The organism is Streptomyces sp. NPDC058773, from assembly GCF_042746015.1.
GTDB lineage: Bacteria > Actinomycetota > Actinomycetes > Streptomycetales > Streptomycetaceae > Streptomyces.
In genome coordinates, this window is record NZ_JBHYPE010000022.1 from 76,971 (window position 1) to 95,938 (window position 18,968).

Sequence of the window (18,968 nt, forward strand, 5' to 3'; positions counted from 1 at the left end):
GCAGCAGAGGGGGCACACCATGAGGGCCGTATCGGTCAGCAGGGACATCGTCGCCGCACCACGGCAGATCTTCGCCGTCCTCCGGGACCCGGCCCGGCACGCCGAGCTGGACGGTTCGGGCATGCTGCGCGGCCGCCCGCAGGGGCCGTCGCCGCTGGGGCCCGGAGACCGGTTCAGCATGGGGATGGCGCAGGGCGGCATCGCGTACCGGTCGGTGAATGTCGTCGTGGAGTACGAGAAGGACCGGCTGATCGCCTGGGAGACCTGGGGTGAGGTCCGCGGCCGACGACTGATCGGCGGACAGCGCTGGCGCCACGAACTGACGCCGGTGAACGGCGCGGACGGCACGGACGGTACGGGCGGCATGGGCGGCACGGCCCCCGGGTCCGCCACTCCGGCCGCGCCGAGATAGCCAGGCGGCAGGCGGCAGGCGGCAGGCGGCACACCCAACGCCCCCTGCCGCCCCACGAAAAGGAAGCCACCAACAACGACGCCGCCGCCGCTCAACAAGGCTGAGCGGCGGCGTCATCAGAAGGCCGGTGGGATCACCCCGGCCCCACGGGTGGGGTCACTCCCACTCGATGGTGCCCGGCGGCTTGCTGGTGACGTCCAGCACCACACGGTTCACATCGGCGACCTCGTTGGTGATGCGGGTGGAGATCCGGGCCAGGACGTCGTACGGCATCCGGGTCCAGTCCGCGGTCATGGCGTCCTCGGACGAGACCGGACGGAGCACGATCGGGTGGCCGTAGGTCCGGCCGTCGCCCTGGACGCCGACCGAGCGGACGTCGGCGAGCAGGACCACCGGGCACTGCCAGATCTCGCGGTCCAGACCGGCCGCGGTCAGCTCCTCGCGGGCGATGGCGTCGGCCTCGCGCAGCAGGTCCAGGCGCTCCTTGGTGACCTCGCCGACGATCCGGATGCCCAGGCCGGGGCCGGGGAACGGCTGGCGCTGGACGATCGCGTCGGGCAGGCCGAGCTCGGTGCCGACCATCCGGACCTCGTCCTTGAACAGCTGGCGCAGCGGCTCGACGAGCTCGAACTCGATGTCGTCGGGGAGCCCGCCGACGTTGTGGTGCGACTTGATGTTGGCGGTGCCGGTGCCGCCGCCGGACTCGACGATGTCCGGGTAGAGGGTGCCCTGGACCAGGAACGCGACCTCTTCGCCCTCGGCGCCGGCCTCGGCGACCAGCTCGGCCTGGGCCTGCTCGAAGACCCGGATGAACTCCCGGCCGATGATCTTCCGCTTCTGCTCGGGCTCGCTGACCCCGGCCAGTGCGGTCAGGAAGCGCTCCTCGGCGTCGACGACCTTCAGCTGGACGCCGGTGGCGGCCACGAAATCCTTCTCGACCTGCTCGGACTCGCCCTTGCGCTGCAGGCCGTGGTCGACATACACGCAGGTCAGCTGGTCGCCGATGGCCTTTTGCACGATCGCGGCGGCCACCGAGGAGTCCACGCCGCCGGACAGTGCGCAGATGGCGCGCTTGCTGCCGACCTGGGCGCGGATCGCGGCGACCTGCTCCTCGACCACGCTGGTGGTGGTCCAGCTGGGCTCGATGCCCGCGCCGCGGTAGAGGAAGTGCTCCAGGACCTGCTGGCCGTGCGTGGAGTGCATGACCTCGGGGTGGTACTGGACGCCGTAGAGCTTCTTCTCGTCGTTCTCGAAGGCGGCGACCGGGACCATGTCCGTGGACGCGGTGACCGTGAAGCCCTCGGGGGCGGCGGAGCAGGCGTCACCGTGCGACATCCACACCGGCTGCTCGGTGGGGGTGCCCTCGAAGAGGGTGGAGCCGCCGCGGGAGACGGTCAGGGCGGTACGGCCGTACTCACGGGCGCCGGTGTTGTCGACGGTGCCACCGAGGGTGATGGCCATGAGCTGGAAGCCGTAGCACATGCCGAAGACCGGGACACCGGCCTCGAACAGGGAACGGTCGAGGCTGGGAGCGTCTTCGGCGTAGACCGACGAGGGACCGCCGGAGAGGATGATCGCCTTGGGGTTCTTGGCGAGCATCTCGGCCACCGGCATGGTGGACGGCACGATCTCGCTGTAGACCCGGGCCTCGCGGACGCGGCGGGCGATGAGCTGGGCGTACTGTGCGCCGAAGTCGACTACGAGGACGACGTCCGGGGCAGCGGCAGGGGGCGCTGATGGCACTTCGGCGGCCTTCCGGCGGTGTGGAGCAGGGTTGGACTTTCGATTCTAACGGGCTCATACTGAGCCCCATGAACAAGCAGCTCACCTTCGTCTTTACCTATGGCACCGGCCCAACCGGCTGCCATGGTCGTGCTGCTTGATCCACTGACGAGCAACTTCCCAGGCGCCCCGGGCCGACAAGGTCCGGGGCGTCTGCGTCTGTCGGGACCTTCCCTCGGCTCCGGGGCCACCCATCCCAGGAGACACGGACATGAGCACCTCGACCAGCACCGCCCCCGACACCGGCGCCCGCTCCCCGGAGGCCGCCGGAATCATCACCGACGCGCGGCAGCGGATCGACGATCTCGACGGCCGGATCATCGGCCTCGTGCAGGAACGGATGGCCGTCTCGGCGGTCATCCAGCACGAGCGGATCACCTCCGGCGGGCGCCGGGTGAACCTCGCCCGTGAGATGGAGATCCTCGCCCACTACAGCGACCAGCTCGGCAGGCCGGGCACCGCGCTGGCGATGACCCTGCTGGAGCTGTCCCGGGGCCAGATCTGAGGCAGGCACACGGCAGCGGCGTGGCCGGTTCTGGCTGGTCCGCGGTCGGTTTTGCGCGCCGGTCCGGCGCGTGCAGGGACCCGCGCGCCCCGGCGCAGCTGCCGGATCTGCGTTCGGTTGCCGACTCACCCGTACGGCGCGTGACCGGCCGCTGCGAGGCTTCGTTGTTCCCGGTGCCACGCCAGCCAGGCGCGGCCTGCAGGACTACGCGTAGACGCCGCCCCACGGGCGGAGAACCCGGAGCGATGAGACGCCGGCCGCCGGCAGCGGCCCGCGTCGTGGGACCTCACTCCGGTGCCGTGGCCGGTCAGCAGGGGACAGCAGCCCGGCCACATCCGATGGGGTGGTCGGTCCTGGGGACGCCCGGGACCGACCGCATCCGGTCGAAACGGTTGCGCCAGGTGAGGCGTATCCAGGACGATGCTTGACGTACGACGCACCGCGTCCGGCAGGGACCTTGCAGCGCCATCGGTCCGGCCTTCGCGGGCTTCGCACCTCCGCGCACCACCCCGAAAAGCCAGCGGCGCCATCCCCCCCGGCGCCGCCCCTCGGTGCCGGCGCTGCCCTGACGCCGGCATCGAAAGCCAAGGGCCCCGTGGCCGTCCGCACCCCCCTCGCGGACGGCGTCCGGGGCCCTTCGCTGTGCCCGGCGTGCGCCCGGCGCATGCACACCGGCGAGCGGATGCCGTGCCCCACCTGTCCCGATCCTGTGAGGCTGCTGTGACAGGTGTGATCGGCATCACGGCAGCGGTTCTGGTTGAGCGAACAACCTTTTTCAGCCATGGCCGGTCATGTACCTGCAATCGCACGGCCCTACCGCGCCCCACCGCGACGGCCCGCAACCCATTTGTGCCGGACACCGGCACTTTTGCCCCGAGAGGTCTTCTCGATGAAGCTTCGCCGTGCCCTGACGGCTGCCGCCGCGACGGCCGTCATAGCCCCCGCCGCTCTGCTGGCGGCCCCCGCCGCGTACGCCACCGGCCCCGAGACCGAGGCCGGCGCGAGCGCCGAGCCCACGCCGGGCACCGCCGGCCAGGAGGAGACCGACGAAACCACCGCGCAGCCGGAGACCCCCGGCGCCGGTGACGCGACGACGGGCGGCACCACCGCCGGCGACACCACGCCGGGCGACGGCAACGCCGCCGGTGCGGAGACCGGGAGCGGTGACGACACCACGCCGGGCGCCCCGCAGACCCCGGGCGGCGACGCCACCGGAGCGGGCAACTCCCCCAAGCCGTCCACGTCGGCCGGGCCCACCGAAACGGGCAAGCCCGGGGGCGATGACGAGGACGACGACGAGGACGCCTGCACCGTCGACGACGCCGCGATCAAGGTGACCGTCGCCGGGCTGCCCTCCAAGCTCGTCGCGGGCGGCGGCTGGCAGGGCTTCAGCGTGCGGCTGGCCAACACCACGGACCACACGCTGGACGAGGTCTACCCGGTCATCTACGCGGTGCCGGACAGCGACATCGACCACCCCGAGTCGCAGCTCGACCTGGAGTACCAGAACCCGGACACCGGCAAGTGGACCTCGTTCGACGAGTGGACCGACGGGGAGTACTTCGGCTGGTTCCAGCTCGACGCGCACCAGACCGCCGAGCTGAAGCTGCGGATCCGCGCCGACAAGGGCGCCAAGTCCGGTGACGGCTTCGCGCTGGTGGCGGGCGACTACGAGAACAAGGACGGCTCCTGCGGCTGGTCCGAGGAGCAGTGGTACGACTTCTCGATCCTCGCGGCCGGCAGCGGCACGGGCGAGATCCCGCCGGCCAAGCCGGGCAAGCCCGGCAACAAGCCCGGTACGCAGGGCGGATCGAAGCCGGTCCACACGGGCAAGCCGAAGAACGGCATGGACAAGCTGCCGGTGACCGGCAACCTGGCCGAGACCGGTGCCTCCTCCGCGCTGCCGACGATCGGCATCGTGGGCGGGGTCGCGATGGTCGTGGGTGCGGGCGCGATCTTCGCCGTCCGCCGCCGTAAGACGGACGGCGCCGCCGCGTAACGGCCGCCGCAGCGCAGGGCCGCATCCGGTGCGGGTGCGGCCCTCCGTCGTAAGTGGGCGGCTAGGTCAGCGACTTCTTCGGCGGGACCGTCGGGACGGCCAGGAAGGGCAGTTTCAGCGCGCCGAACGCGTCCTTGGGGACGGCGGGGCGGAGCGGCTCGACCGGGGCCAGCCGGCGGTAGGGCCGGCCCGGGGCGGGGCGGGGGTCCGTCTCGCCCTTGTTGGGCCACAGCGACATCGCGCGCTCGGCCTGTGCGGTGATGGTCAGGGACGGGTTGACGCCCAGGTTGGCGGAGACCGCGGCGCCGTCGACGACCGAGATGCCCGGGTGGCCGTAGAGGCGGTGGTACGGGTCGATGACCCCGTGCCCGGCGTCCGTGCCGATCGGGCAGCCGCCCAGGAAGTGCGCGGTCAGCGGCGTCCCCATCAGCTCGCCGACGTTGCTGCCCGCGAAGCCGTTGATCTCCTGGGCGAGCAGGGTGGCCGCCTCGGTGGCCTCGGGGATCTGCCCGGGGTTCGGGGCGCCATGGCCCTGGCGGGCGGTGAGCAGGCCCTTTCCGAGGCCGTCCGGTTTGCGGTACGTCGTCAGGGAGTTGTCCAGCGACTGCATCACCAGGCCGATGATGGTGCGCTCCGACCAGCGGCGGTTGGAGAGCGACCGGAGCAGCAGCAGCGGATGCCGCAGGCAGTTCGCGGCCCAGCGGGTGGCGCGTGAGCCGCGGCCGTGGACCGGCACCTGGAGGATGGACATCGCGCCCATCGCGTTCGAGCCCTTGCCGTAGCGGACCGGCTCGATATGGGTGTGGGCGTCGGGGTGGATGGACGAGGTGATCGCGACCCCGCGGGTGAAGTCGGCCGTGGTGCCGTGCCGCTTGCGGTAGCGGCGGTTGTCGGTCTGCGCGCCCACCAGCGCCTCGGAGTTGGTCCGGGTCAGCTCGCCGAGCTTGCCGGAGATGCCGGGCAGCAGTCCGCTGTCCTTCATCCGGTGCAGCAGGGTCTGGGTGCCGTACGTGCCGGCGGCGAGGACGACCCGGCGGGCGGTGAAGGTGCGGCCCCGGCCCTTGCGTTTGTTGTCGGTGGGCAGGGTGGCGACGGCGAACCCGCCGCGGGAGTCCTCGGTGACGGTGACGACCGAGGTCATCGGGTGGATGACGGCGCCGGCCGCCTCGGCGAGGTGGAGGTAGTTCTCGTTGAGGGTGTTCTTGGCGCCGTGCCGGCATCCGGTCATGCACTCGCCGCACTCCGTGCAGGCCTTGCGGGCCGGGCCCCGGCCGCCGAAGTAGGGGTCGGGAACCTCCGTACCCGGTGCCACCGCGGGTGTCCCGGCCTGCTCCCCGCCGGCGGCGTCCCGGCCGTCCCCGAAGAAGACCCCGACCGGCGCGAGGTGGAAGGAGTCGCCGACGCCCATCTTGTCCGCGGCCTCCTTGAGGTGGACGTCGGAGGGCGTCATCGTCGGGTTGAGACGGACCCCCAGCATCCGCTTGGCCTGGTCGTAGTAGGGGGCCAACTCCTCCTGCCAGTCGGTGATGTGGCCCCACTGCGGGTCCTCGAAGAACGGTGCCGGGGGTACGTAGAGGGTGTTGGCGTAGTTGAGCGAGCCGCCGCCGACGCCCGCACCGGCCAGCACCATGACGTTGCCGAGCAGATGCACCCGCTGGATGCCGTAGCAGCCGAGCGCCGGGGCCCACAGGTAGTTGCGGAGGTCCCAGGAGTTCTTCGGCAGGGTCTCCCGGGTGAAGCGGCGGCCGGCTTCCAGGACACCGACGCGATAGCCCTTCTCGGTCAGCCGCAGTGCGGAGACCGAGCCGCCGAAGCCGGAGCCGACGACGAGCACGTCGTAGTCGTAGCCCTCGTCGGGAGTGCCGGGGGTGCCGTCGGCCCCGGGGGCGTCCCGGTCGCCGTTGCCGTTGCCGCTGTCCATGCCGTTGTCGTCCTGCTTCCGGGCAGAGTTTTCCTGGGGCACTGGCTCTCCCTGCTGCTTTTGGTTCAGCGGAGCCGGAACGCCTTCATCGCGCGCAGGCTGCGGCTCATGAACTGGGCGTACTTCTCATCGGTCATGCCGAAGGACGGGGCGAGCGGCATCAGCCGCTGCTGGGCGACGGTCTGTGCCTCGGTGTACTTGAGGATGCCCTCGGAGCCGTGCCGGCGGCCCAGGCCCGAGTCGCCCATGCCGCCCATCGGCGCCTGGACGCTGCCGTAGCCGGCGGCGTAGGACTCGTTGACGTTGACGGTGCCGGTGCGCAGCCGGGCGGCGACCGCACGGCCGCGGCGGCCGTCCTTGGTCCAGACGCTGGAATTCAGGCCGTACGGGGTGGCGTTGGCGAGCGCCACCGCCTCGTCCTCGTCGCGGAAGCGGTAGATCGAGACGACCGGGCCGAAGGTCTCCTCACCGCAGACCGCCATCGGGGCCTCGACGCCGTCGAGGATCGTCGGCTCGTAGAACAGCGGGCCGATGTCGGGGCGGGGGCGGCCGCCGGCGACCAGCGTGGCGCCCTTGGCGACGGCCTCGTCGACATGGCGGGTGACGGTCTCCAGCTGGCGCTCGCCGACCAGGGAGCCCATGTCGGCGCCGTAGGCCAGGGCGCTGCCCAGCCGCATCGCCTTCGTGCGGGCGGCGAAGCGCTCCAGGAAGTCGTCGGCGAGGGACTCGTGGACGTAGAGCCGCTCGATGGAGATGCACAGCTGGCCGGCGGAGGAGAAGCAGCCGCGGACGGCGCCGGCGGCGGCCTTCTCCACATCGGCATCCCGGAGCACCAACATGGCGTTCTTGCCGCCCAGTTCGAGGGAGACGCCGACCAGCCGGGCGGCGGCGCCCTGGGCGACCTCGCGGCCGGTACGGGTCGAGCCGGTGAAGGAGACGTAGTCGGCGTGCTCGACGACGGCGGGGCCGACGACCGGGCCCTCGCCGATCACCACCTGCCAGACGTCCTCCGGCAGCCCGGCCTCGATGAGCTGCTCACGGGCCCACAGCGCGGTCAGCGCGGTCTCGGTGTCGGGCTTCATGACGACGGCGTTGCCCGCGACGAAGGCCGGCAGGGCGTCGCCGACGGAGAGCTCGAAGGGGTAGTTCCAGGGGGCTATCTGCCCCACCACGCCCCGGGGCTGGCGGAGTTCGGTGACCTTGGTGAGGGCCGGGACGACGCCGGTGCGGGCCTTGGGCTTGAGGTAGGCGTGCGCCTTGCGGCCGTAGTGGCGGGCGGTGACGGCGACCGCCTGCACCTCCTCGTGGGCGTGCAGCCGCGCCTTGCCGGTCTCCAGCTGGATCAGGTCGAGCACCTCGGCCTGGCGGCGCAGCACCAGGTCGTGGAAGCGGAGCAGGACGGCGGCGCGCCGCCTGACCGGGACTCTGGCCCAGCGCTCCTGGGCGGCGCGGGCGCGCTCGAAGGCGGTGGCGACGTCCTCGGGGGTGGACTCCGGCAGGTCGGCCAGCTTCTCCCCGGTGAACGGGGTGTGGTTGGCGGTACGGCCGCCCCCGGACACCACGCCGCGGCTGAGCCGGGCGGCGATCTCCGGGGTCACCACGTCCGCGGCGGTACGGGCTCCGGCGGGGGTGGGGGCGACCGGGTTGCCGCCGTCGCTTCCGGCCGCGTCCGGGCCGGCCGGGGCCGCGTCGGGCGCGGTGGCGGCGGGCGCCTCGGGGGTCTCGGGGGCCTCGGCGGCCGCGGGGGAAGCCTCCGCGGCGGCCTCGGGGGCGGCTTCCGCGGGGGCCTCGGGCGCGGCGGCGGAGGCTGTTCCGGTGTCCTGCGAGTCCGTCATGCGGGCGAGCGTATTCGTCCCCCGGCGCTTTGTGTACCCGGCAGTAATGAGTTTTCACGCGGCACGCACAATCGTGCCAGTGTCCGCTGGCCGTAAGGGTGCTGGTCTGGGACGGCGGCGCCCGGGGCGACGCCCCGCGCTCATGCCCCGGACAGCCGGAAGGCGTCGACGGCGGTGTCGAAGTGCCGCTTGGCCTCGGTGCGCGAGGCGACCGGGCAGGAGATCCACACATCGATCATCCGGCCGCCCTCGTCCCAGCTGAGGTCGTAGGTGTACCGCGAGCCGCCGTCCCGGGAACTGCCGTTCCAGACGAACTCCCACAGACCGGCCTGGAGCCCGTTGTGGGTGGTCTCGGTGACCTGCCCCTGACGGTAACCGCGGTAATCGGCGGGCCCCTTGGCGTCCGCCGCGCGCATCGCGCCCAGCGGACCCTCCGGCACCGGCTTCTGCACCTGGATGCCGATCCGGAACCGCTTGCCCTGGGAGTAGTAGTAGACCCGGTCGTTCTCATAGGAGCGGGTGAAGCCCTCGGGGACCGCGAGGGCGAAGCCGACGGGGTCGCGGACGAGGCGGTATCCGGCCGGGACCTTGGCGTTGCCGGTGCCGCCGCCTCCGGACGCCGGGGGTGCGGTGACGGTGGGATGTGCCGTGCCGGCGTCGCCGCCCTGCGCGGGGCCGGTGGCCGCGGCCTGCTGGGAGCGGCTGGGCCGGCTGCCCGTGCCGGTGCCGCCGTCGGTGCCGCCCTGGTTCACCAGCAGCACGGCGAGGCCCGCACCCGCCCCGCCGATCACCACCGCCGCGACCACGACCAGCAGGGCGGTACGGGCCCGGCCGGTGTGCGGGCGGGCGGCGGCGGCCAGCGCCCGGTCGTCGAGGGCGTCCCGGAGGGGCAGGCCCGGGGTGCGGCCGCCCATACGGCCGGGCGGCTTTCCGGGATGGGCTCCCGGGCCGGCTGCGGGTGCGGCTCCTCCGGCCCCGGCGCGCATACGGCCGGACGCGGCGGCCGGGCCCGGGGGCGGGGTGCCCGCGGGCGGGAGGTGCTCGCCGGGCGGGTGCTCGCCCGGTGGATGCTCCCCCTGCAGGTGCTCCCCCGGCAGGCCGCCCTCCGGGACGTCGTACAGGGGAGCGTGGACATCGGGCCCGGAGTACCGCGAGACGTCCGGACTCCCGGGGAGGGGGCCGCCCGGTCCGCCGGGCGCGCCAGGCCCTCCCGGCCCGCCAAACCCTCCCGGCCCTCCCGTCCCACGTTCCGGCGCCCGCCCCGACTGCAGATAGCCGCGCAGCAGCCGCTCCGTCTCGGTGACGCCCAGCCGCCGCTCCGGCTCGCGCTCCAGCAGCCCGTCCACAACGGCATGCAACGGGCGGGCGGATTCCGGGAGTTCGATCTCGTCGTACACCACCGCGTGCAGCACACCGCCCAACGAGTCGCGGTGGAACGGCGAGACACCGCTCAGCGCGGCGCACAGCAGCACCCCGAGCGACCAGAGGTCGGCCTCGGGGCCGGTGCCGTGCCCGGCCATCCGCTCCGGCGCGGTGTATTCGGGCGAGCCGACGAAGCCGCCGGCGTCGGTCAGCGTCGTGACGCCGGGCACCTGGGCGATACCGAAGTCGGTGAGCACGACCCGGCCGGTGCCCGACTCCATCAGGACGTTGGCGGGCTTGATGTCGCGGTGCAGCACCCCGCGGGTGTGCGCGGCCCGCAGCGCGCCCAGCAGTGCCACGCCGATCCGGGCCGCCTCGCGCGGCGCGACCGGGCCGCCGCTCTGCAGCCGGTCGGCCAGCGACGGGCCCTCCACCAGCTCCATCACGATCCACGGCCGGCCGTCCTGTTCGACGACGTCATGCACGACGATCACATTCGGATGCTTGATCCGGGCGACCGTCCGCGCCTCCCGCATCGCCCGTTCACGCTGCACCCGCGCCTCGGGCTCCGCCGTGTCCTCGTCCAAGTGCAGCTCTTTTACTGCGACTTGACGGCCCAGCACTTCATCGGTGGCACGCCAGACCGTTCCCATTCCGCCGCGGCCCAGCCGTATTCCCAGGCGGTACCGGCCACCGATCAGTCGGCCCTCGCCCCCGAAGATCCCCATGGCTCCATCTTGCCGCACGGCGCCCCGACCGGCAGGGGCGGCGTCCACGGACCGGCCATGGTCGCCGACGCCCTGCCGCTGACCTGGTCCGCCGTGATCGACCGTCCCCATGGAGGCAGTTGGGGCAAGCGTGGTGGCCGTCGTGGGCACCCTCGCGGCCGCCGTCCGGCAGGTGCGCTGATCAACGGGGCAGGAGCCGGACGACACGGGGTGGAACCTCCACCGGCACTCCCGCCGTCCTTGACACAGTGAGGCTGTTGTACGGGAACTGCCGGTGCGGCGGCCACGAGAGGCGGATCGGGGGTCGGTCATGGTGATGCAGGACGGCGGAACGGTGGATGTCCGTCCGGGTCCCGATCCGGGCCGGGCCGCTCCGGAGCACAGCGGCGGCTATCTCGCGACCGGACTGTGCCTGACGCTGTACGCCGGTGTGCTGGCTGCCTGGACGGTCTTCGGAATCTCCCAAGGGGACGGCAGCACCTGGGACTTCGTCGAGGGCCTGTTCAACCCGGGCGCCTCCCCCACGACCCAGATCCTCGGCCCGTACGAATGGGCCTTCACCGTCGCGTTCCTGGTGATCGCCGGGCTCGCGCTCGCCCAGCGGCGGGTGGCCCGCTCCGCGGCGCTGCTGTCCGGATTCGTACTGCTCGCCCTCTCCCTGCGGGAGGGCGTGGGCCTGCTGCACGCCGCCTACCGCCACCAGTACAGCAACGACCCGCTGGGCAGCTGGGCGCTCGCCACCCGTGGCCTGGGCGTGGTGGTGGCGCTGGTGGTGCTGTTCTCGATGTTCCCGGCCACCGAGCGGCGGCAGGACGGCGCGCCGCCCCGGCCCACCGCGACCGGCCCGGAGGCGCAGTGGCGCCGCCTGTCCCGGATCTGCGGGGTCCTCTTCCTGGTCATGGCGCTCGCCGAACTCGGCTGGGCGGTCCGCGATCTGACCGCGACCGGCGTGGACGCGGGCCGCTATCTGCGCGGTGTGGTCGACGGTTCGGTCCTCGGCGCCCTCGACCTCGCGGCGTCCGCCGAGTTCACCACCGTCGGCTCGGTCCTCGTCCTGCTGATCCTCGGCGTACTGGCCCTCCGGGGGCGCCGGGACATCCGGGGCGCGCTCCTGGTGTTCGCGGCGCTGGAGCTCTACATGACGGTTCGCACGGTGGTGTGGCTGACCGTCTCGGACTTCTTCAACCGCTCCTTCGAGACCACCGAGGGCGCCCTGTCGATGGCCACGACGGCCTACGGCCTGGCCGCCATGACCTCGGTCGTCGTCCTGGCCACCGCCCGCGGCTTCGGCCCGTACGCCGGCCCCCGCCCGGAGGGGGTCCGGACGGGGGTTGTGGGGCGGGAGGGGTGGCTGTGAGTGCCACCCCGCGCCACCCAGGGGCGTAGCGTGGCCGGTACGTCCTTTTCGCGGGGGTGGCCATGGAGTTGTTCCACGAGGAACCCGGTATCGGTGAGCGGATCGCGCGGCTGCGGGCGCGACGGAGGCTGACGCAGGAGGGGCTGGCCGAACGGGCGGGCCTGTGTGTCGATGTCGTGCGCAAACTGGAGCAGGGCGTACGCCGGACGGCGCGGCTGACCACACTCAATGCGCTGGCCAGAGCGCTGGATGTGGAGCCGTCCGCGCTCGTCGGGCAGCCCGCCACCTTCGAGGTGCGCAGCGAGGGCGACCAGCCCTCCGTCCTGGCGCTGCGGCAGGCCGTCTCGCCGGTGTCCGACCTACTGGGCGACGATCCGGATCCCGAGGATCCGCCGGGTATCGCGGCCCTGCGGGCATCGCTGCGTTCGACGGAGCGCATCCGCCGCGAGGGGCGGATGGGGCAAATCGGCGCGCTGCTGCCGCAGTTGATCAGGGATGCCAAGGCGGCGGCACGTACCACCACCGGGGCCGAGGCCGCCGCCGCCCACGCGGTCCTGGCCGAGGCATACCAGGTCGCCGCGACCACGCTGGCGGCGCTGGGCAAGGAGGACGCCGCGTTCACCGCCCTGGAACGGTCGATGGCTGCGGCGGCTTCCGGGGACGATCCCCATCTGCAGACCGTCGGGTTCTCCAGCCTCGCCTGGGTCCTCACCAAGCAGGGGCGGCTGGCCGACGCCGAACGCGTCGCGCTGAACGCCGCCGAGCGCATCGAGCCGGGGTTCCGCTCGCCGCCGGCCGAACTGGCCCTGTGGGGCATCCTGCTGCTGCGCGCGGCAACGGCCGCGGTGCGCCTGGAGCGGCACGACACCGTACGCGAGCTGCTCAATCTGGCGGGCGCGGCGGCGGCACGGATCGGCGCGGACCGCCTCGATTACGCGACGCCGTTCGGCCCGACCAACATGGGCGTGGCCAAGGTCAACTTCCTGGTGGAGATGGAACAGGGCGCCGAGGCACTGCGCACCGCGCGCACCGTGCCCGATCTGGGGGCGCTGCCACCGACCTGGCGTGCGCGGTTCCACGTGGACCGCGCGCTGGCCTTCGCCGACCTGCGCAAGGACGACGGCGCACTCCAGGCGCTGCTCACCGCCGAGCGCACCGCCCCGGAGTGGATGCGCTACCACTCCACGAGCCGCCACCTCGTGGCCGACCTCCGCCAGCGTGAGCGGCGGCGCACCTCACCGCTCACCGAACTCGCCGACCGCCTCGGGCTCGACGGGTAGGACAGGGCGTCCCCGTAGGCGCGGAAAGTGGCACAGCACGTCACTGTCCGGGCCGTGCCCTGCTGCCTAGCGTTGCCACGTCGTCAGGAACGACAGCCACTACGGCCACAACGACGTACGCCCCGGAGGCACCCCGATGGACGACAACCCGCCCACCCCCCGTCTCCTCCCCTGGACCACCCCCGGCGACAAACCCTGCTACCTCCTCACGGACCGGGAGGGCGGCTATGTCGCCCGGTATGCCGACGATGTCGAGGCGCTCCAACTCGGCATGGGGATCGGGATGCTCGCGCACGCCGATGCCCTGATCGACGATCCGGCGGCCGACGCACGGCAGTTGCGGTATTTGTCGGTTCAGCTCCGTGCCGCGTTACAGGATGTGGTGCGGGTCGCGGAGTGCCGCGGGGAGCGTCTCGCGGACCAGGAAAAGGGCTCTGACCAGCGGCTTTGAGGGGCCGCCAGGTCGTCTTCCGGCGGTGCGGGGGAGATCCCCCTCCGGACCGCCCCCGCACGCCAAAGACGGCCGCCGCGTGTGGGGGTCGCGGCGGCCGCCGATGTGAGCTGCAACGCGTCCTGGGCTCGGGGCCTCTTCAGTGGTGCAGCATGAGAACCACTCTGCCCGTGGGGACCTCCCCACGGCATCCTCCAGAGGTCGCGGGCTCACCCCCGCCGCTCGGCGGGGGTGCGGGTCCGCCGCAGGGCGGCCCCGGATGAACAGGGAAACGGAATCGCGCAGCGCCGGGCGGTTCCGGGGGCTCGGGTGGGTGCGGAGGAGAAAGGGGCGGCCGGTGATCCGTGTCGCTGTGGTGGACGACGAACGGCTGGTCAGGTCGGGACTGCGGATGATTCTGGGGACCGCCCCGGACATCGAGATGGTCGCGGACTGCGGCGGCGCCGAGGCCGTGGAGACCGTGCTGGACTGCGCGGCCGACGTCGTGCTGCTGGACATCCGCATGCCGGACGTGGACGGGCTGACCGTACTGCGCCGGCTGCGCGCCGCTCCGGAGCCGCCCGCGGTGGCGATGCTGACCACCTTCGACGCCCAGGAGTACCTGACCGCGGCGCTGCGCGAGGGCGCGGCCGGGTTCCTGCTCAAGGACTCCGATCCGGAGCAACTCGTGCGGGCCGTACGGACCCTGGCGGAGGGCGGCAGCGTGCTCGATCCGGGCGTCACCCGTGCGGTGATCGGGGGCTATCTGACCGCCGAGGACCAGGCGTCGGCGGCGCGGGCGGTCAGCGGGCTGACCCCGCGGGAGTCGGAGGTGCTCGCCCTGCTCGGCGAGGGCCTGGGCAACGCCCAGATAGCCGACCGGATGGGGCTCGCCCCCAGTACGGTCAAGGACCATGTACGGGCCCTGCTGGGCAAATTGGGCGGCATCAACCGCGTCCAGGCGGCCATCGTCGCCGACCGGGCCGGCCTGGTGGCGGGCGCCCCCCGGGGTGCGTGGTGAAGGCCCGGGGCGGTCGGCGCCGGCTGCGGACGCGCGCGTGCCGGGTGCTGGCGCGCGGGGAGGCCAAGGGGCGGGAGCTGGCCCGCGGGGCGCTGGGGCGGCGGCTGCGTGCCCTCGCCCCGCTGATGGTCCCGGTGCTGCTGGCGATCGCCGACTCGATGCTGGTCAACGGCCTCGAACTCGACCTGGAGGTCGGCGTCTCGATGCTGGCCGCGGCGGCCCTGACGCTGCGCCGGCGCTTCCCCCTGCTGGTGTTCCTCTTCACGCTCCCCGGGCTCTACATCGGCTACATCTGGTTCGCGCCGATGATCGGGCTCTACACGCTGGCCGTACGGCGGCCCGGCCGGGCACGGCTCGGTGTCTGCGCGCTGCTGCTGATCGCCGCGCACTTCTTCCCGTACCCGATCACCGACTTCGAGCTCACCGTCTACCGCGAGAACACCCTGGTGCTGATCGACGCCGGCGTCACCGCGGCCGCGCCGATCGCGCTGGGCCTGCTGATGCGCACCCGCCAGGAACTCGCCTCCCGCGTCGAGGACCTGACCCGCAGCCGGCGCCGTGAGCACCGGCTGCTGGCGGACCGGGTCAAGACCACCGAACGCGCCCGGCTGGCACGCGAGATGCATGACGTGGTGGCCCATCAGGTCAGCCTGATCAGCCTGCAGGCCGGGGCGCTGCAGGTCGGCGCGGAGGACCCGGCGGTGCGCGCGGGCGCCAGGACGATCCGGGAGCTGTCCGTACGGACGCTGGAGGAGCTGCGGCACATGGTGGGCGTGCTGCGCGCGGACGGCGGCGAGGCGGACGGAGCACACGGGCTCGCCCCGCAGCCGGACTTGGCGGAGTTGCCGCGGCTGATCGAGATGAGCGCGCTGGATGTGACGTACGAGGGCGGTGTGACGGCCGGCGGCAGCGGCACGAAGACGGTGGAGCGGGCGGCGTTCCGTACGGTGCAGGAGGCGCTCACCAACATCCGCAAGCACGCGCCGGGGGCACGGGTCCGGGTCCGGGTCGATCCGGTGGACGCGGTGGTTGCGGCGGACGCGGCTGCGAGGGACGCCGTGGACACGGTGGTTGCGGTGGACGGCGTGGCCGCGGTGCGCCACGAGAGGGCCGGGCGGGGCGGGAGCGGCGGAAGGGCCGAGCGGGCCGGACGCGCTGAAGCGGCCGTGCGCGGCGAGCCGGCCGGGGAGAGCCGTGCGGCGCACGGGCTGCGGGTGGAGATCCGTAACGGGCCGCCGGACGCGACGGCGACGGTTCCGGCGCTTCCCGGGGGCGGGCACGGGCTGGTGGGGCTGCGCGAGCGCGCGCAGAGCCTCGGCGGGACGCTGGAGGCGCGGCACACCTCCGACGGCGGCTTCGTCGTACGGGCCGAGTTTCCGTACGGAGCGGGGTGAATCAGGCGGAGGCGGATGTACGGGGGCAGAAAGGCTGCGCCCCGGGCACGCTCAGGCGGAGAGCGGTGCGGCGGCCTCGTCCACCGCGGTGCGCAGATCCGGGTAGACCTCGAAGAGCCGGCGGACACCCAGCGCGGCCAGTACGCGGTTGACGTGTGAACCGTCCACGGCGCCCTGCGCGGGGAGGATCAGCCGCAGCCGCCCCTGACAGGAGCGCATCAGACGGCGGGCGGCGATCAGCACACCCACCCCGCTGGAATCACAGAACCGCACCTCGGAGAGGTCGAGCACCAGCGATCTCCGGCCGTCCGCCACCGCGTCGTGCACATGCTGACGTACCGCAGGCGACGTGACCAGGTCCATCTCGCCGGATACCTGGAGTACGGCCCACGGGCCCTGTTCGTCCTCTGCCACCTTCAACGACACGCGCTCGAAGCCTTTCGCTCGCTTTCGGACCGGATGGGCCCGGCAGCATCCGGAACTCATCCTTCCCCGCCTCGACTGCCCGGCCTCTCTCCCCTGAAACTCTTCCGAATCCTTGGCGCAACAGGCAGTCCGCCTAAGGCTATGCCCCAGAGGCGACAGCTTTTCGCCGACATCCGGTCACACACGGATAACACATCACCGCATGCGCACACGAACGATCGGCATCGATCGGCTCTGATCGGGCAGTATCGCCACAAAGCGAGGCCGTCCAGCGGAGGGCCCTACCACCCCCGCCCCCCTCGGGGCTGGGTTTGCCGCAAAGGAGCGTGCGTTGTCAGACCCGCGCATTACATTCGTTGGACGGTGGATTCTGTGATCGCGCGCACAGCTCCGGGCGTGAGCGGGTGTGCCGGGGTGACGGCCGAGGAGTGAGCCCGGCGGCGACGGGCAGGGATGGGGTTCCGATGGGACACGACGCGCCACCGCGCTGGGACAGGCGGATGCAACAGCGGCTCGCCCACGGCGAGGCGGCCGCGCTGGGCGAGCTCTACGACCGCTTCGCCTCGCTCGTGCACAGCCTCGCCCACCGCGTCCTGGACGACGAGGACGCCGCCGACCGGCTGACCCGCGAGGTCTTCGGCTACATCTGGGAACACCCCGATTCCTACGACCCCAAGCAGGGCCCGCTGCGCTCCTGGATCGCCGGTGTCACCCGCCATCAGGCGGTCCAGCGGCTGCGCCAGACCGAGGCGGCCTCGGCGCGCGACTGCGGGGACGGTGCCCCGGCGCCCGCCGAGATAGAGCAGAAGATCCGCGAGGCCTCCACCGCAGCCCGCGCCGACTACATCGTCACGTCCATGCCCGCGCCCCTGCGGGCCGCACTGGAGCTGGCGTACTTCCAGCGCCGGGACTACCGCCAGACCGCCGCCGACCTCGGCGTCACCGAGGACGAGGCCCGCCGCCGGCTCCGCCTGGGCCTGCAACTGCTCTCCACCGCCCACCACCACCCGGCCCTGCCGCCCGGCCACCGCGCCTCGTACACCGCCCGTGCCCCGCGCTCCGCCCATTCGGCGCCCGCCACCCCGCCGGCGCCGCACCCGCCCCGCGGCCCGCTCCCGCCGCACACCCGGCACACCGGCCCCGGAGCACCACCCGGCCCGGGCCATGGAAGGTCACTGTGAACGGCCCGGACGAATGGGACGGCCGCGAGCTGCCCGGCAGCCCCGGCGAGCGGCCGCGGATACCCTCCCCGCGCTCCGCCGCCGAGGACCACGGCCCCCTGCCGGACACCCCTCCGGTGCCCGTGTGCGACCCGGCGACCGACGCCCTCGGCACCCTCCCGGGCGCCGGGCCGGGCTCCGGGCCGCCCGCCACGATGCCGCCGCCCGCCGGCCCGGACCCCGCCTGGCCGCACCGCGTCCTCAAGTCGCTGCTCGGCGCCTGGGCGCTGGCCGCCTGCTCCGCCGAGGAGACCGCCGCCGTCGAGGCGCATCTGACCGACTGCGCCTCCTGCGCGGACGAGGCGCTGCGGCTGCGCGACGCCGTCGGGCTGCTGCACCCCGCCGACAGCCTCGACCCCGATCCGCTGCTGCGCTCCCGCGTGCTGGAGGGCTGCCTGGGCCGGCGGCCGGCCCGTATCCCGGTGCCCGAGTGGGCGGCGCCGTACGACGCGGAGACCGCCAAGCTGGATGCGCTGCTGCGTGACATGGGCGAGGCGGAGTGGCGCGCTCCGGTGCGGCTGCGCTGGTTCGAGGGCGAGCGCCCGGTCGAGCGGGAGACCACCGTGGCCGGTGTCATGGGCCATCTGATGGCGGTCGACGGCCTGGTCGCGACGGCGCTGGGGCTGACCGACCCGCTCGGCACGGCCGCCCCGCCCGGCACCCCGGACCCGCTCATCCGCACGGAAACGTTCTGGCGCGGCGCGGGCGAACCGCACAGACCGCTCGCCGTGCACGCCCCGTGGCGCGACCAGAGCTATGCGCTGATGCGGCAGGTGTCGTTCGCCGGCGCCAAGGTCGCCGAACTCGCCGTCCCGTACGGCGACTTCCGGCTCCCGCTGCGGGACGCCTTCCTGGACCGCGCCTTCGAGTGCTGGGTGCACGCCGGCGACATCGCGGAGGCGGTGGACTACCCGTACGTACCCCCGGCCGCCGGGCATCTGCACCAGATGGTCGACCTGGCCGCCCGGCTGCTGCCCAGTGCGCTGGCCGACCGGCGCCGGGCCGGCCTCGCCGCGCCGCCGCAGCGGCTGGTCGAGGCGGGCGCCCCGGGCCGTACGCTCCATCTGGAGGTCGAGGGCAACGGCGGCGGCCACTGGTACATAGCGCTGGACTCACCGGCCGCCCTGGGCACCCCGGACCGCACCGTCGCCCACATCGCGCTGGACAGCGCCGAGTTCTGCCAGCTGGCCGCGGGCCACATCTCCCCCGAGGAGGCGGCCGCGGGCCAGGACGGCGAACGCGACGCGATCCGCGATGTGCTCTTCGCCACGGCGTCGCTGTCGCGGCTTTAGCACC

Annotated in this window: 14 protein-coding genes and 1 pseudogene; 10 read left to right on the forward strand and 5 right to left on the reverse strand. The window is 73.2% G+C overall.

The window, feature by feature from the left end; translation table 11 throughout:
- Positions 1-19: 19 nt before the first annotated feature.
- Complete coding sequence (locus ACFW5B_RS20305; protein WP_386441103.1) at positions 20-412, forward strand: SRPBCC family protein; 393 nt, start codon at positions 20-22, stop codon at positions 410-412.
- A 156-nt stretch (positions 413-568) separates the two neighbouring features.
- Here the strand turns inward: ACFW5B_RS20305 and guaA are convergent, their stop codons facing one another.
- Positions 569-2,155: a glutamine-hydrolyzing GMP synthase gene (gene guaA, locus ACFW5B_RS20310; RefSeq protein ID WP_386441106.1), complete on the reverse strand. Its 1,587-nt coding sequence runs from the start codon at positions 2,153-2,155 to the stop codon at positions 569-571.
- A 250-nt stretch (positions 2,156-2,405) separates the two neighbouring features.
- Between guaA and ACFW5B_RS20315 the strand changes: the two genes are divergently transcribed.
- Both ACFW5B_RS20315 and ACFW5B_RS20320 read left to right on the forward strand, forming a co-directional pair.
- Entirely contained in the window at positions 2,406-2,699 is a 294-nt protein-coding gene (locus ACFW5B_RS20315) for a chorismate mutase (protein WP_386441109.1), read from the forward strand.
- Between the two features lie 889 nt (positions 2,700-3,588).
- The gene (locus ACFW5B_RS20320; protein ID WP_386441112.1) at positions 3,589-4,698 is read left to right on the forward strand and encodes an LAETG motif-containing sortase-dependent surface protein; all 1,110 of its coding nucleotides are present in this window, start codon (positions 3,589-3,591) and stop codon (positions 4,696-4,698) included.
- A 61-nt stretch (positions 4,699-4,759) separates the two neighbouring features.
- Here ACFW5B_RS20320 and ACFW5B_RS20325 read toward each other — a convergent pair whose 3' ends face one another.
- The 3 genes from ACFW5B_RS20325 to ACFW5B_RS20335 form a co-directional block, all read right to left on the reverse strand.
- Positions 4,760-6,619 carry a GMC family oxidoreductase N-terminal domain-containing protein gene (locus ACFW5B_RS20325; protein ID WP_386441191.1) on the reverse strand — a complete coding sequence of 620 codons (1,860 nt, stop codon included), beginning with the start codon at positions 6,617-6,619 and terminating at the stop codon, positions 4,760-4,762.
- Positions 6,620-6,684: 65 nt separating this feature from the next.
- The gene (locus ACFW5B_RS20330; protein ID WP_386441115.1) at positions 6,685-8,454 is read right to left on the reverse strand and encodes a succinic semialdehyde dehydrogenase; all 1,770 of its coding nucleotides are present in this window, start codon (positions 8,452-8,454) and stop codon (positions 6,685-6,687) included.
- Positions 8,455-8,594: 140 nt separating this feature from the next.
- Complete coding sequence (locus tag ACFW5B_RS20335) at positions 8,595-10,544, reverse strand: serine/threonine-protein kinase (protein WP_386441118.1); 1,950 nt, start codon at positions 10,542-10,544, stop codon at positions 8,595-8,597.
- Positions 10,545-10,854: 310 nt separating this feature from the next.
- On the opposite strand from ACFW5B_RS20335, the gene ACFW5B_RS20340 reads away from it, so the two are divergent.
- The 5 genes from ACFW5B_RS20340 to ACFW5B_RS20360 all read left to right on the forward strand — a co-directional run bounded on the left by ACFW5B_RS20340 (position 10,855) and on the right by ACFW5B_RS20360 (position 16,026).
- Entirely contained in the window at positions 10,855-11,901 is a 1,047-nt protein-coding gene (locus ACFW5B_RS20340) for a hypothetical protein (protein WP_386441120.1), read from the forward strand.
- Positions 11,902-11,963: 62 nt separating this feature from the next.
- Entirely contained in the window at positions 11,964-13,181 is a 1,218-nt protein-coding gene (locus ACFW5B_RS20345) for a helix-turn-helix domain-containing protein (RefSeq protein ID WP_386441123.1), read from the forward strand.
- A 136-nt stretch (positions 13,182-13,317) separates the two neighbouring features.
- Positions 13,318-13,632, forward strand: a complete 315-nt coding sequence (locus ACFW5B_RS20350) for a hypothetical protein (RefSeq protein ID WP_386441125.1) — start codon at positions 13,318-13,320, stop codon at positions 13,630-13,632.
- Positions 13,633-13,969: 337 nt separating this feature from the next.
- Complete coding sequence (locus tag ACFW5B_RS20355; RefSeq protein WP_386441128.1) at positions 13,970-14,632, forward strand: response regulator; 663 nt, start codon at positions 13,970-13,972, stop codon at positions 14,630-14,632.
- Between the two features lie 44 nt (positions 14,633-14,676).
- Complete coding sequence (locus tag ACFW5B_RS20360) at positions 14,677-16,026, forward strand: sensor histidine kinase (RefSeq protein ID WP_386441131.1); 1,350 nt, start codon at positions 14,677-14,679, stop codon at positions 16,024-16,026.
- 51 nt (positions 16,027-16,077) lie between these two features.
- Here ACFW5B_RS20360 and ACFW5B_RS20365 read toward each other — a convergent pair whose 3' ends face one another.
- Entirely contained in the window at positions 16,078-16,452 is a 375-nt protein-coding gene (locus ACFW5B_RS20365) for an STAS domain-containing protein (RefSeq protein ID WP_262041265.1), read from the reverse strand.
- Positions 16,453-16,916: 464 nt separating this feature from the next.
- On the opposite strand from ACFW5B_RS20365, the pseudogene ACFW5B_RS20370 reads away from it, so the two are divergent.
- Positions 16,917-17,480: pseudogene (locus ACFW5B_RS20370) on the forward strand (sigma-70 family RNA polymerase sigma factor); the annotation flags it as partial.
- 149 nt (positions 17,481-17,629) lie between these two features.
- Positions 17,630-18,964 carry a zf-HC2 domain-containing protein gene (locus ACFW5B_RS20375; RefSeq protein ID WP_386441136.1) on the forward strand — a complete coding sequence of 445 codons (1,335 nt, stop codon included), beginning with the start codon at positions 17,630-17,632 and terminating at the stop codon, positions 18,962-18,964.
- The last annotated feature ends 4 nt before the right edge of the window (positions 18,965-18,968 follow it).

Coding starts and splice junctions, on each gene's coding strand:
- ACFW5B_RS20335 (WP_386441118.1), bottom strand. CDS start 10,544: ATGGGGATCTTCGGGGGCGAGGGCCGACTGATCGGTGGCCGGTACCGC.
- ACFW5B_RS20325 (WP_386441191.1), bottom strand. CDS start 6,619: ATGGACAGCGGCAACGGCAACGGCGACCGGGACGCCCCCGGGGCCGAC.
- ACFW5B_RS20330 (WP_386441115.1), bottom strand. CDS start 8,454: ATGACGGACTCGCAGGACACCGGAACAGCCTCCGCCGCCGCGCCCGAG.
- ACFW5B_RS20320 (WP_386441112.1), top strand. CDS start 3,589: ATGAAGCTTCGCCGTGCCCTGACGGCTGCCGCCGCGACGGCCGTCATA.
- ACFW5B_RS20340 (WP_386441120.1), top strand. CDS start 10,855: ATGGTGATGCAGGACGGCGGAACGGTGGATGTCCGTCCGGGTCCCGAT.
- ACFW5B_RS20305 (WP_386441103.1), top strand. CDS start 20: ATGAGGGCCGTATCGGTCAGCAGGGACATCGTCGCCGCACCACGGCAG.
- ACFW5B_RS20345 (WP_386441123.1), top strand. CDS start 11,964: ATGGAGTTGTTCCACGAGGAACCCGGTATCGGTGAGCGGATCGCGCGG.
- ACFW5B_RS20350 (WP_386441125.1), top strand. CDS start 13,318: ATGGACGACAACCCGCCCACCCCCCGTCTCCTCCCCTGGACCACCCCC.
- ACFW5B_RS20315 (WP_386441109.1), top strand. CDS start 2,406: ATGAGCACCTCGACCAGCACCGCCCCCGACACCGGCGCCCGCTCCCCG.